This window comes from Chryseobacterium sp. RU33C (genome assembly GCF_900156015.1).
Taxonomy (GTDB): Bacteria; Bacteroidota; Bacteroidia; order Flavobacteriales; family Weeksellaceae; genus Chryseobacterium; species Chryseobacterium candidae.
This window is the reverse complement of the sequence record NZ_FTMT01000018.1, coordinates 89,307-102,362: the sequence shown is the minus strand read 5'-3', so window position 1 is coordinate 102,362 and position 13,056 is coordinate 89,307. Positions and strand designations below refer to the sequence as shown.

At 36.3% G+C, this 13,056-nt stretch carries 12 protein-coding genes; 6 read left to right on the top strand and 6 right to left on the bottom strand.

Going from position 1 to position 13,056, the window contains the following annotated elements:
• Positions 1 to 38: 38 nt before the first annotated feature.
• The 6 genes from BW946_RS15430 to BW946_RS15405 all read right to left on the bottom strand — a co-directional run bounded on the left by BW946_RS15430 (position 39) and on the right by BW946_RS15405 (position 5,418).
• Complete coding sequence (locus BW946_RS15430) at positions 39 to 794, bottom strand: DUF5995 family protein (protein WP_076597012.1); 756 nt, start codon at positions 792 to 794, stop codon at positions 39 to 41.
• Positions 795 to 866: 72 nt separating this feature from the next.
• Positions 867 to 1,103 carry a hypothetical protein gene (locus BW946_RS15425; protein ID WP_076597011.1) on the bottom strand — a complete coding sequence of 79 codons (237 nt, stop codon included), beginning with the start codon at positions 1,101 to 1,103 and terminating at the stop codon, positions 867 to 869.
• Between the two features lie 243 nt (positions 1,104 to 1,346).
• Complete coding sequence (locus tag BW946_RS15420; protein WP_136521098.1) at positions 1,347 to 2,942, bottom strand: GEVED domain-containing protein; 1,596 nt, start codon at positions 2,940 to 2,942, stop codon at positions 1,347 to 1,349.
• A 182-nt stretch (positions 2,943 to 3,124) separates the two neighbouring features.
• Positions 3,125 to 3,658, bottom strand: a complete 534-nt coding sequence (locus tag BW946_RS15415) for a YciI family protein (protein ID WP_228402607.1) — start codon at positions 3,656 to 3,658, stop codon at positions 3,125 to 3,127.
• Positions 3,659 to 3,673: 15 nt separating this feature from the next.
• Positions 3,674 to 4,852: a nicotinate phosphoribosyltransferase gene (pncB, locus tag BW946_RS15410; protein WP_076597009.1), complete on the bottom strand. Its 1,179-nt coding sequence runs from the start codon at positions 4,850 to 4,852 to the stop codon at positions 3,674 to 3,676.
• An 89-nt stretch (positions 4,853 to 4,941) separates the two neighbouring features.
• Positions 4,942 to 5,418 carry a Dps family protein gene (locus BW946_RS15405; protein WP_076597008.1) on the bottom strand — a complete coding sequence of 159 codons (477 nt, stop codon included), beginning with the start codon at positions 5,416 to 5,418 and terminating at the stop codon, positions 4,942 to 4,944.
• Between the two features lie 235 nt (positions 5,419 to 5,653).
• Here BW946_RS15405 and BW946_RS15400 point away from each other — a divergent pair, with 235 nt between their 5' ends.
• The 6 genes from BW946_RS15400 to BW946_RS15375 all read left to right on the top strand — a co-directional run bounded on the left by BW946_RS15400 (position 5,654) and on the right by BW946_RS15375 (position 13,043).
• A complete protein-coding gene (locus tag BW946_RS15400; RefSeq protein WP_139326017.1) occupies positions 5,654 to 6,784 on the top strand; it encodes a hypothetical protein in 1,131 nt (376 codons plus the stop codon).
• 314 nt (positions 6,785 to 7,098) lie between these two features.
• Positions 7,099 to 7,512 (top strand): 30S ribosomal protein S12, encoded by a 414-nt coding sequence (gene rpsL / locus BW946_RS15395; RefSeq protein ID WP_002983146.1) that lies wholly within the window; start codon positions 7,099 to 7,101, stop codon positions 7,510 to 7,512.
• A 23-nt stretch (positions 7,513 to 7,535) separates the two neighbouring features.
• A complete protein-coding gene (gene rpsG / locus BW946_RS15390; protein ID WP_062673583.1) occupies positions 7,536 to 8,012 on the top strand; it encodes a 30S ribosomal protein S7 in 477 nt (158 codons plus the stop codon).
• Between the two features lie 6 nt (positions 8,013 to 8,018).
• Entirely contained in the window at positions 8,019 to 10,136 is a 2,118-nt protein-coding gene (gene fusA / locus BW946_RS15385; RefSeq protein WP_076597006.1) for an elongation factor G, read from the top strand.
• Positions 10,137 to 10,152: 16 nt separating this feature from the next.
• Positions 10,153 to 10,458 carry a 30S ribosomal protein S10 gene (rpsJ, locus tag BW946_RS15380; RefSeq protein ID WP_002661363.1) on the top strand — a complete coding sequence of 102 codons (306 nt, stop codon included), beginning with the start codon at positions 10,153 to 10,155 and terminating at the stop codon, positions 10,456 to 10,458.
• Positions 10,459 to 10,787: 329 nt separating this feature from the next.
• Entirely contained in the window at positions 10,788 to 13,043 is a 2,256-nt protein-coding gene (locus BW946_RS15375; protein WP_076597033.1) for a TonB-dependent siderophore receptor, read from the top strand.
• The last annotated feature ends 13 nt before the right edge of the window (positions 13,044 to 13,056 follow it).

Below are 13,056 nucleotides of genomic sequence, written 5' to 3'. Positions count from 1 at the left end.
TATGAGGCCGGGATCCGTGAGGAAGATCCCGGCCTTTTTTATGAAGTTTTTGTAGACTCCAGAATCTCAATATTTTTCACCACATCGCTGCTTTCACATTTTTTAAGTTCCTTTAAAAGAGCAGGAGTTAAGATTTTCGGATTCAGGATTTGGGTAGCAACTTTTGCTGCTGCATAATCTACAATGCCAATCACAGATTCCCGTAAGAAATTGGGAGTGTTGGAGGCAATGACTGCCGTTGCCCATGAAGTATCTCTTGCTTTTGAAATAGCAAAATCAAGAACGGCATTATCCTTTCCATTGGAAAGTTTGTCAACAAGATCTACAGGATAACATATCTTATTCAGTGAATTTTGTACATTCTGATTAATGGAAGCGATAACATTATTAATATTTTCAAAATCTTTTTTCAAGGGGTTTATTTTCCGGTAAGGCATGATGGAAGCAGCAGAAATACCCAGATCCAGATTGATGTGTGCATTCATTCCCAGAAATATATGCTGTAATATCAGCAGATTTTTGTTTTTAGCCGTTTCAAAAGCAATATACCAGGAATTGGTGCATTTTTCTCCTTTGCTGTAGCTGTCCCATGCCTGAAGATACCTCTGTGCAAATGCAATGTCAAGCGAAGTCATCCTCGGATTGTCTTCAAATTTTTTCTGTTGAATACCTTTCAGAACCTGTGCGGTCATAATTCTGTAGGTACAGGCAAAATATCCAGCCGGACTTTGATTTTCTTTACACCAGATGATGATTTCATCCAGTCTTTTAAGAACTTCCTCAATGGTTTTCATGATGGTTTTGTTTTATTTAAAGATACTAAAAAAGTGAGCCTGAAAGCTCACTTTATGTATTATTTGTTCAGATTACGGCGTTATTATAGCCGTATCAGGAAAAGGTTCAAGAATCAATGGCCTGCACATTGCTGCAGGTTGGCAGGTTCCGCCCATGCATATAAAATTAGTCATAGTGGTTGTGCCGTCAGGACATCTGATCATAGCTTCACCATGGCATCCTCCCGGACACTCTGCCGGATACAATGTTCCGCCGAATACATCTTTCAGTTCTGTTCTTGAAAGCTTTGTAAAGTTCATTTTTTTCATGAGATTAATTCTTAATTAGTTTGGTTTCTGATTAACTTATTTAAAATAAACTGCTTAAGTGCTAAAATCATTAAATTAATTAATTAATTCATTCATTGAAGCAAGATATTTCTCTTTGTTATAATGCTTTTAAATTATAATAATCTTTTTCAAGAGGGATCATTTTATCTAATCATTATGTAAGTAAAAAAGGTTATCTCATTTTGGGATAACCTTTTTATTATTATAAAATTTCTTAGAACTTTACTTTTTAATTGCTTTAATCGCTTTTACAGTTCCATCTTCCATATGAAGATTGATCAGGTATAGTCCTGAATTCAGTTCAGAAAGATTCAGTTCATTGCTTGGGCTAAGGGTTTTGATCTGTCTGCCAGAAACATCACTCACTATAATAGATTTTACGCCTTTAGTATCAGAAATTCTAAGTACATCTTTAAATGGATTAGGGTAAACAGAGATCTCTGTTTTCTTGTTCAGGTTGATGTCTGAAGTAGAAAGTACGTCCTGAACACTTATGGTGTAGTCTTCTGCCTGGCCTTGGCTAAGATCCGCACATGGATTAGATAATTCTGTTCTTACGGAAGTTGTTGAGCTGTTAAAATGATATTTAATTCTCATTCTGGTGTTCCCTAAAGTGGCAGTAGCGGGAACAGCGATAGTTTTATTAACAGTTAAAGGTGTGCCGGTACCTCCTGCAAAATCGGAAGTAACAAAGTAAGATTCACCAGCATCAGCAAAACTTCCGTTTTGATTCCAGTCTATGAATACAGTAAATCCGAATCGGTTGGTGGTGCCAACTGAAGTACCTGTCATACTTATAGGATAAGAAGTACCTCTTATAACGCTGGCTATTTTATTGGTGAAGTTTTCCTGGCCGTTACCTGTATTTGCAGTAGCGCTGGAGGCGTTTGTCATATCACTGAAAACAACATTGGATATAGGATATACACCAAGTTTAGCAAGAAGAGGGCCACAATAAGGAGCAAAAGGATTAGCTCCGGTTGTGAATGAAATTTCCGGACATCCTGTAGCATCTCCTAAAGCATTGGTAGGAGTTACAGTTGCATATAATGTTGTATTTTGAGGAAAAGCACTTGATGCTGTAGGAGTATAGAATGTGTTAAATGTGGTTCCACTATAGATATTGGAGGCACCTGAAGTAGTACCTACTTTAATTTTATATGATTCTGCTCCGGCTGTTGCTGCCCAGGAAATCTGCTGACGTACAGATGCTCCGGTTGCACCATTTACAGGAGCACTTATAGTGGTACATGCAGGTGTGGCAGTAACCTCCTGTTTAATTTTTACATTATCTATAAAACTGTAAAAATCATAAGTAGTTCCCGTAGTACCTACTGTTTGAATTCGGAGTATAAAATTTCCGTTTACATTGGCACTTTCAGGGATTGTACCTGTATATGAAGCGCAGGTTTGGGCGGCCGAAGTTAATGTAATAGGAGTACTAACCGGTGTATATGTGGTACCGCCGTCTGTAGAGTATTCCACGTTAATATTTCCTCCGATCAAACTTGAAGTATCATAAGCAATTGTTGAATATGAAAAAGAAATATCAATTTTTTTTCCATTGGCAGTTACACTTGCCGGTTTGGTATATAACAGGTTTATAGTTCTGTTGGCAGTATTGGAGCCGTATGATTCAGCACCTATGGATATTGCGCCGTCACAATTCCCTACAATATAGGTAGTAGGAGTTGCGGTGTATCCACCAGTAATTGTAAAACCAGGATAAGTTCCGTTTTCAAAACTTTCTGTGACTAAAATCTGAGCGCTGCCCATTATAGAGAGCGCCGTAAAGCTCAAGAATAGTAATTTTTTCATATTGGTAAAAGTTTTATTTACCAATATAATACTATTTTGTTATAAAACCAAATATTTATTATTATTTACATTTGACAAGTAATTTAATTGTGTTTTTGATCTTAATTTAAATAGTTTTGAGTATTTTGCTCTTTTTGGTTGAAATTACTAATTTTACATTTGAATAGGTGGGGATTAATTATCTAAGGATTTTCTTTCGAAATTTCATCATGATGCTTAAGGTATAAAGGCAGGGCAGCAGAACCATACCAAGGGAAAATTTCATAACTGAAAACGCCAGCCTGAACTGCAGGATCTGTTTTTACCCATTGCTCTGCTTCTTCTTTAGATTTGGTATTGAAAATAAACATACCGCGGTAGTTTTCCTTATTTTTTTCAAGGAAAGGGCCGGCCACAACAATTTTACCTTCATCTGCCAGTTTACCGATATTAGCCATGTGACCTTTCATAAGCTCGCCCATTTTGGCTTTGTCTTCAATCTTAACGGAACCTGAGGTCAGCATAACGATTGTATAAGGTTTCATCCCATATTTATCGGCTCCTAAAGAGGTTGCCAGTTCCTGATTGAATTTTGGTTTTTCATCTTTCTTTGATGAAGTTTCTGCATTAGCTGATTTTGCAGGAACTCCAGGTTTACCATCTTCACCTTTTGTATAAATGGTACATGAAATTACAGAAAGAGAAACTACGCACAGGATTGCTATTTTTTTCATCATTTTGCGCTTTTATGGTTAATCTTTTATTCTTAAAAATTCTTTCGCCAGTTCGATCATCTTTGGATCTCCGGTATATTTACCATGTTCATCGGAAAGTTTTACTGTAGGAATCCATTCTTTATTGGGAGCCTGTACGCCGATGAGTTTCATTACGATATTCATGGGTTTTAACCCCACATCATTGGTGAGATTGGTTCCGATCCCGAACGATATGCCTATTTTTCCTCTGCAATAATTGGTAATTTCCTCTACTTTTTCAAGATTAAGAGCATCGGAAAAAATAATATATTTAAACATTGGGTTTATCCCATTATTTTGATAGTGGGCAATGGTTTTATCTGCAAATTCCAAAGCATCACCACTGTCATGGCGCACGCCGTCAAAAAGCTTGGCAAATTTTTTATCAAACTGCTGGAAGAATACATCTGTAGTATAAGTATCAGACAGGGCTACTCCAAGATCTCCTCTGTATACATCTACCCAGTGTTCCAGTGCCAATTCGTTGGCCATTTTGAATCCATATTCGGCAGCATGGAACATAAACCATTCATGAGCATGTGTTCCGATGGGTTTTACACCATACTTCATCGCAAAATGAACGTTTGAGCTTCCGATAAAAGTAGATTCTTTTTTCTGGGTTAAAGCTTCCATTACCAGATTCTGTACCTTGTAAGAGTGTCTTCTTCTTGTCCCGAATTCTGCAAACGTTACTCCAAGCCTGCCCAACGAGTCCGCTTTTTCTATTGTTTTACTCATGACCACTTCGTTGGAATCTCTTTCCAAGTGGTTCATTTCATAATGAAGTTCGCTGATCAATGCAAGCAATGGAACCTCCCAAAGTATCGTTCTGTACCATAGTCCTTCCACGATGACGGAAAGATCACCTCCTTCCTGATGAATTTTTACTTCAGAGGGGTCATAATGATAACCTTCTAAAAAATCGAGGTAGGGCAGATCTATATAAGGACATGTTCTTGCCATGAACTTTTTTTCATCTTTCGAAAGTTTAAGTTCGGCCATTTTATTGACAGCTTCTCTTAAAGCAACGTCAAACCCCTCCGGAAAGTGGTGTTTCCCTCTGTTGATAAATTCATATTTTACAATAGAACTCGGGAATAGCTTTACCACAGCATTCTGCATGGTTATTTTATAGAAATCATTATCAAGGATAGAGTTTAACCTTACGTCGCTCATAATATGTGTAATTTTAACGCAAATATAAAAATAAAAAATAAAATCGCCTAAATGTAAGGCGATTTTTTTGAAATATTTCCATGATGGAGTTATTTTTCAAGATAAGAATTGTACATCCAAACTTCTTTCTCCTGCTCGGTAATATAGTCGCTCATTTGCGAATTGGTACCTTCGTCTCCCGCTTCATCTGTAATGTCCAGAAGTTCTCTCTGCAGATCAATTACCACTTTGAATGAATTGAGAATCTGCTCAACACTTTTAGTACCATCCGTTACTTCTTTGCTTTCTTTAATGGTTGCTACTTTCAGGTAATCTGAATAATTATGTGCAGGCGTAGCTCCTAGCGTAAGGATTCTTTCTGCAATCTCATCAATTTTTAAAACCAGGCTGTTATACAATTCCTCAAACTTCGGATGAAGGATAAAGAACTGCTCTCCTTTAATATTCCAGTGTGAACCTCTTGTGTTCTGATAGAATACAGAATAGTTAGCCAATAAAACGTTTAATTTTTCTGAAATCTTTTTGCAATCGGCTTCTTTAAGGCCAATGATACTAGCATTTTTCATATGTATATATTTATTTTTTTAAGATTAGATACAATCACTGCTTCGGTTAAGTATAGGATGAAACTTTGTTGATGTGATTGATGGTTTGTCATTTTGTATACTTCAAATTTACGAAATATCGTGCCGAACTCTCCTGGTTATTAATAGATCATAACTATAAGAAAGTTTTTAAATATAGTTTGGAAATATTAATATTGTGCTTATCTAAAATATACCTCAGAAATTATATACTCTTATGTTTTTCGATACTCTCATCAATATGCCTGAAAATAAAGAAAGATCACTGGTTAAATATTTCAGTATTGTAATTGTACTGATTTATATAGGTGTTTTTATAGCATTATATCTTAAGGCTGATGAACCATTTTCAGCCTGGACTCTTTCTGATTGGCTGATCAACTATACAGATGGCGGTTTTAAAAGAAGAGGTCTTTTGGGAGAAATGTTTTTTTATATACAGGATATAACGAGACTGAAATTACAATTTCAAATCTTTATTCTTCAGATCATGTGTCTTTCAGGAATTCTGTATGGGACACTTTTATATTTGAAAAAATATAAAGTTGATCTTTTTTATCTGGCCATAATGGCCTCTCCTTATATTCTTTTATTTCCTGCATTGACTGTGAGAAATGCTGGCAGAAGAGAAGTCATACTGATTCTTATAATGCTTTGGTATTCTTTTGTAAAAAAATCTAAGCTTAATGATGCGTTATTATGGATTTTTTATGTCATTTTTCTTTTCATACACGAGGCAGGATTTTTTTTCTTTCCGTTTTTATTATGGATTAATTATTCCAAGTGGCAGAAAATTAATATTAAATATTTCCTGTCTATTACAGTAGCTGCTTTTGCCACTATGGGGATTATCTATTTTTTTGGTGGAAATGTGAACGAAGGAGAAAGTTTATCTATTTTGAAAAGCAGAGGGGTAGTTTTTCAGAAAGAGAATATTTTTGATATGGAATATTATTTTGATTTTAATTATGTTCTTCAGTATAAATTATCATTTCTGGTTCATGCTATTGAGCTTCTTATCATGGTATTTCAAATGGGACTCTATGTTTATCTGTTTAAAAAAGAATCATTTTATAACTATCTTTTCTGTAATGTGATCTGTCTTCTTTGGGTTACTCCTTTATATTATCTCGGAATTGATTGGATGAGATGGAATTATATTTATTCCACATTATTATTTATTGTTTTTACATTGCTGTTAAAAAGAAATGATTCCGGAGTTATATCATTTAATAATAACGCAATAAAATCTTCGTATCTTATTTTTTCCGGTGTTTTTTATTTATTGGTTCTCTTGCATCTTCAGCACGATACCATGATTGAATGGATCCAAAGCTATCTTATGTAGAATTAAAATTGAAGTTTAAATTCTACAGGATAAGAAAGTTTTAAATACATCTGATCTGATCTCCGGAATCTATTTTAAATGAAAAAATATTGAAAATCAGGAATCAATAAATTTCATAATTATTTAATACTATTTTTTTTAAGCTTGAAAAAAGTATATTTTTTCCCCTTTTCCTCATGTATATTATATTTTCCGGATTGTTATATTGAAACGTCTTTTATTTTTATGTAAGTATTTGATTTTAATTTTTATATAAGTGCTTGTAGATTAAAAAAATATTACTATTTTTGCACCCTAAAATAAAAAGCAATTAAATGCCTACTATTCAACAATTAGTAAGAAAAGGAAGAGCCACGCTTGCCAAGAAGAGCAAATCGGCTGCCCTAGATTCTTGTCCACAAAGACGTGGTGTATGTACGAGAGTATATACAACTACACCTAAGAAACCTAACTCTGCACTTAGAAAAGTAGCAAGGGTAAGACTTTCTAACGGTAAAGAAGTGAATGCCTATATCCCGGGCGAAGGACACAATCTTCAGGAGCACTCGATAGTATTGGTTAGAGGCGGAAGGGTGAAAGACCTACCGGGAGTACGTTACCACATCGTAAGAGGTGCATTAGACACCGCTGGTGTAAATGGAAGAACACAGAGAAGATCTAAGTACGGAGCTAAGAGACCTAAACCAGGACAAGCAGCTGCTGCTCCTGCAAAAGGAAAGAAAAAATAATCATTAAATAAGGTACAAAAGCAATGAGAAAGACAAAAGCGAAAAAAAGACCGTTGTTACCAGATCCGAAATTTAATGATCAATTGGTAACGAGATTCGTAAACAATTTAATGCTTGACGGTAAGAAGTCAATCGCATTCAAAATTTTCTATGATGCATTAGATATCGTAGAAACTAAAAAAGGAGATAACGAAAAAACTGCACTTGAAATCTGGAAAGATGCACTTACAAATGTAATGCCTCACGTAGAAGTACGTTCCAGAAGAGTAGGTGGAGCAAACTTCCAGATCCCTATGCCAATCAGAGCTGATAGAAAAATTTCTATGGCAATGAAATGGTTAATCAAATATTCTAAAGCTAGAAATGATAAGTCTATGGCTTTGAAATTAGCTAACGAAGTTGTAGCTGCTTCAAGAGAAGAAGGTGCTGCTTTCAAAAAGAAATCTGATACTCACAAAATGGCGGAAGCTAACAAGGCTTTCTCACACTTCAAATTCTAATCTGAAATGGGAAGAGATCTTAAATACACAAGAAATATTGGTATCGCTGCTCACATTGATGCAGGTAAGACTACCACTACAGAAAGGATTCTATTCTATACAGGGGTAAACCACAAAATTGGAGAGGTTCACGATGGTGCTTCTACAATGGACTGGATGGAGCAGGAAGCAGAAAGAGGTATTACTATTACTTCTGCAGCTACCACTTGTTCTTGGAACTTTCCAACAGATCAAGGAAAAGCTTTACCAGAAACTAAACCTTACCACTTCAACATCATTGATACACCGGGACACGTTGACTTCACAGTAGAGGTAAACAGATCTTTAAGAGTATTGGATGGATTGGTATTCTTATTCTCTGCAGTAGATGGAGTAGAGCCTCAGTCTGAAACAAACTGGAGACTTGCTGACAACTACAAAGTTGCAAGAATGGGATTCGTAAACAAAATGGACAGACAAGGTGCTGACTTCCTTAACGTGGTAAACCAGGTTAAAGAAATGTTAGGATCTAACGCAGTTCCAATCGTTTTACCAATCGGTGCTGAAGAAGATTTCAAAGGTGTTGTTGACTTAATTAAAAACAGAGCGATCATCTGGGATGAAGCAGGACAAGGAGCTACTTTCGAAGTAGTGCCAATTCCTGAAGATATGAAAGATGAAGTTCTTGAATATAGAGAGAAACTAGTAGAAGCTGTTTCTGAATATGACGAAACTTTGATGGAGAAATTCTTTGAAGATCCGGATTCAATTACAGAAGAAGAAATCAATGCTGCATTGAGAGCTGCTACTATCGATTTATCTATTATCCCAATGACTTGTGGTTCTTCATTCAAGAACAAAGGAGTACAGTTTATGTTGGATGCAGTATGTAAATACTTGCCTTCTCCATTAGATAAGGATGATATCAAAGGTACTGATCCAAGAACAGACGCTGAAATCACAAGAAAGCCATCTGTAGATGAGCCTTTCGCAGCTCTTGCATTTAAGATTGCTACTGACCCGTTTGTGGGAAGATTAGCATTCTTCAGAGCTTACTCTGGAAGACTGGATGCAGGTTCTTACATCTTGAACTCTCGTTCAGGAGATAAAGAAAGAATCTCAAGAATCTATCAGATGCACGCTAACAAGCAAAACCCGGTAGAATATATTGAAGCTGGTGATATTGGTGCAGCGGTAGGATTCAAGTCTATCAAAACTGGTGATACGATGTGTGATGAGAAAAATCCAATCGTTCTTGAATCTATGGTTTTCCCTGATCCGGTAATCGGTATCGCTGTTGAGCCTAAAACTAAAGCTGACCAGGATAAAATGGGTAACGCTTTAGCTAAATTGGCAGAAGAAGATCCTACGTTTACTGTTAGAACTGACGAAGCTTCTGGACAAACGATTATCTCTGGTATGGGTGAGCTTCACTTAGATATCATTGTTGACCGTATGAAAAGAGAGTTCAAAGTAGAAGTAAACCAGGGACAACCTCAGGTAGAGTACAAAGAAAACTTAACAAAAGTTGCTCAACACAGAGAAGTTTACAAAAAACAATCTGGTGGTAAAGGTAAATTTGCTGACATTGTATTTGAACTAGGACCTGCAGACGAAGGTAAAGTTGGTTTAGAATTCATCAATGAGATCAAAGGTGGTAACGTTCCTAGAGAATTTGTTCCTGCTATTGAAAAAGGATTTAAAGCTGCAATGAAGAACGGTCCATTGGCTGGTTTCGAAGTTGAAGGTATTAAAGTTACTCTTAAAGATGGATCTTTCCACGCAGTGGATTCTGATGCTCTTTCATTTGAAATGGCTGCTAAATTAGGATTTAAAGAAGCGGGACGTGCTGCTAAGCCAGTAATTATGGAGCCTATTATGAAACTGGAAGTTGTAACTCCGGAAGAATATATGGGTAACATCATTGGTGACCTTAACAAAAGAAGAGGTACTATCAGTGGTCAGGAAGAGAAAAACGGTGCTGTTGTAATCAAAGGTTCTGTTCCACTTTCTGAAATGTTTGGATATGTAACGACTCTAAGAACACTTTCATCAGGAAGAGCTACTTCTTCTATGGAATTAGAGAAGTACCAGGCTACTCCACAAAACGTTGCTGAAGAAATCATAGCTAAAGCAAAAGGTTAATTTTTAAATTAAAGAAATGTCACAAAGAATCAGAATAAAACTAAAATCTTACGATTACAACTTGGTAGACAAGTCTGCTGAGAAAATCGTAAAAACGGTAAAGGCTACTGGTGCTGTTGTAAACGGTCCAATTCCATTGCCAACGAATAAGAGAATCTTCACAGTATTGAGATCTCCGCACGTAAACAAGAAAGCAAGAGAGCAGTTCCAACTTTCAGCTCACAAGAGACTAATGGATATCTACTCTTCTTCTTCTAAAACTGTTGATGCTCTAATGAAATTAGAACTTCCTTCAGGTGTAGACGTTGAAATTAAAGTGTGATAAATGCATACTTTGCAATGATTATACAATCCGTTCCTAAAAAGGAACGGATTTTTTTATGTATATGCTATTTTATATAACTACATCAATAGCAAAAAGGCAGGTTTGTAATGCATTAAATCTGCTTTTTTTGAATTGAAATTTCTGTAATCATAAAAAAGCTTTAAAGGATTTGTCTTAATAATAGATCAGATATGTTTGATGATTGTAATGAGTCATCTTATTGGATTAATGATCTGATATTAACAGGGCTTTTCATGGTGACATATGTCACACTTCTTTATTTATTTAGAATTAATAAAAATAATAATTTTGTAAAAAATTATCAGATGAATAAAGTAGTATCCTTTTCTCTGCTTGTATTGGGTGGAGTTCTGGCCAATGCACAGACAGTAAATGATTCAATTAAACACAAGAAAATTGAAGAAGTAGAATTATTTGGTGAAAAAAAGAAACAGCCGCAAGGTCTTGATGCAATCACGAGATTGCCTTTGAAAACCAGAGACCAGATTCAGAGTATTTCAGTAATTTCCCATAAAGCAATTGAAGAATTAGGAGCACTTACAGTCACTGATGTTGCCAAAAACGTTCCGGGAGTAACTTTATTTTCTAGTTATGGTGGAGGAAACGAGAGTATGTCCATAAGAGGATATCGTGGCGTTCCCGTACTGAAAAACGGTGTTCAGCTGGATTCAGATTTCCGTACTGCAGGGATGATCACAGATATGCAGGGAGTAGAAAGTATTCAGGTAATCAAGGGATCTGCCGCAATTGGTCAGGGAATAGGAAATGGATTGGGATCTGCAGGAGGAGTTATCAATGTTGTAACAAAAAGACCACAGTTTATTGACCAGACCAATGTAGGATTCCGTTACGGAAGCTGGGATTTTTACAGACCTACGGTAGATTTCCAGAGAGTATTGGATTCTCAGGGCAAATTTGCTGTAAGATTCAATGGTGCCTATCAGAATAACAATTCATTCAGAAGCCATGTAAAGGGAGAAAGAATCTACGTAAATCCATCGATAGCTTTCCGTCCGGATGATAAAACATACATTAATGTGGAAATGGATTATCTGCATGATAAAAGAACACCAGACAGAGGAACAATCAACCTTGCTCCGGGAACTGTAGAAGCATTGTATCATATGCCCAAAGGTAAGTTCTTAGGATATACATCCGATTATTCAAAAGCTGAGACTTTCAACTTTGCCACTACGATTGTACGTAACCTTACGGATAAATTAAAAGTGAGAGCTGCTTTCGTTAATTCTGTTAGCAATACAGACTCTGAAGCTTCATCCGTATCATTACCCGCAGGTGAAACCAACTATAATATCAGACAACGTACCATTGGAAAATCACAGGGTGAAGATATCAATAGAGTATTACAGTTAGACTTTATCGGAGAACAGATAAAAACAGGGTTTATCAACCATACATTCCAGGTTGGTTTTGACTGGAGAGAAACTGAAACTTCATCTACAACCTACGAAGCATATAAAAACTCAATCGCACCCGGTAATTTAATTACTGCACGTGCCACAAAAATAGGAAACATAACCTATGCGGCTAATCCACTTGATATTTTTGACGTAGTAAACGGAAGCATTCCAAATCAGCTTCCGGTAAATGTCATCTATAAAAATCTGGGAAGATCAAATGCTATTTTAACTCCAAGTATCGGTGCAATGGCTCAGGATGTGATGACTATCGGGAAATATGTAAAGGCACATTTAGGAATTCGTTACAGCAGACTGAACGGATCTGCCAATGAGTCTGTAGATACATGGAATCCTAATTTCGGATTGATTGTTTCACCACTTCCAAACGTTAATGTATTTGGATCATATACCACTACAACCTCTTTAAGATCTTCCAATAACTTCCTTTTAGATGGAGGAAGAGTAGGCCCATCAATGACTAAACAGTGGGAAGCTGGTATTAAATCAGACTGGTTTAATGAGCGTTTAAGATTTAATGTTACAGTATTTGACATTAAAACTGATCACCTGTCTTTCACTATTCTTGATGAAAACTATAACCCTGTTGTCATCAACAAGCAAACGATGTATGGTCTTGCAGGAAATCTTAGAAGAAAAGGAGTGGAAGTAGAATTGATCGGAAGAATTCTTCCAAACCTTCAGGTGATGTCAGGATGGGCATATCTGGATGCTCAATACCAGGACAGCCCTGCTTATATGAACGGATCCGCTCCCATGAACGCTCCTAAAAACACCGCAAACGGGTGGTTGAATTATAAATTCAATAAGGGGACTTTATCGGGACTTGATATAGGAGCAGGAATTTATTATGTTGGAAAAAGACCGGTTGACGAATGGACTCAGAAGACATTTACAGCAGGTCACCTGAACAGTGTGAAACCTGGAGATAAACCTTTCGATATGCCGGAATATACCACAGTGGATGCTCAGGCAGGATATTCACTGAAAAATGGAATGGGAATAAGAGTGTTCTTTAACAATATCTTTGATAGTGTAGGATACAGTTCTTATTTCAGAGGAGGATATATTGATCAGATTCAGCCAAGAAACTTTGCTGTACAGGTAAACTATAAATTCTAACACAAAAAAATAG

Excerpts from the sequence above, each read along its gene's own strand:
- BW946_RS15430 (WP_076597012.1), bottom strand. The coding sequence starts at position 794 with ATGAAAACCATTGAGGAAGTTCTTAAAAGACTGGATGAAATCATCATC.
- BW946_RS15425 (WP_076597011.1), bottom strand. The coding sequence starts at position 1,103 with ATGAAAAAAATGAACTTTACAAAGCTTTCAAGAACAGAACTGAAAGAT.
- BW946_RS15420 (WP_136521098.1), bottom strand. The coding sequence starts at position 2,942 with ATGAAAAAATTACTATTCTTGAGCTTTACGGCGCTCTCTATAATGGGC.
- BW946_RS15415 (WP_228402607.1), bottom strand. The coding sequence starts at position 3,658 with ATGATGAAAAAAATAGCAATCCTGTGCGTAGTTTCTCTTTCTGTAATT.
- pncB (WP_076597009.1), bottom strand. The coding sequence starts at position 4,852 with ATGAGCGACGTAAGGTTAAACTCTATCCTTGATAATGATTTCTATAAA.
- BW946_RS15405 (WP_076597008.1), bottom strand. The coding sequence starts at position 5,418 with ATGAAAAATGCTAGTATCATTGGCCTTAAAGAAGCCGATTGCAAAAAG.
- BW946_RS15400 (WP_139326017.1), top strand. The coding sequence starts at position 5,654 with ATGTTTTTCGATACTCTCATCAATATGCCTGAAAATAAAGAAAGATCA.
- rpsL (WP_002983146.1), top strand. The coding sequence starts at position 7,099 with ATGCCTACTATTCAACAATTAGTAAGAAAAGGAAGAGCCACGCTTGCC.
- rpsG (WP_062673583.1), top strand. The coding sequence starts at position 7,536 with ATGAGAAAGACAAAAGCGAAAAAAAGACCGTTGTTACCAGATCCGAAA.
- fusA (WP_076597006.1), top strand. The coding sequence starts at position 8,019 with ATGGGAAGAGATCTTAAATACACAAGAAATATTGGTATCGCTGCTCAC.
- rpsJ (WP_002661363.1), top strand. The coding sequence starts at position 10,153 with ATGTCACAAAGAATCAGAATAAAACTAAAATCTTACGATTACAACTTG.
- BW946_RS15375 (WP_076597033.1), top strand. The coding sequence starts at position 10,788 with ATGAATAAAGTAGTATCCTTTTCTCTGCTTGTATTGGGTGGAGTTCTG.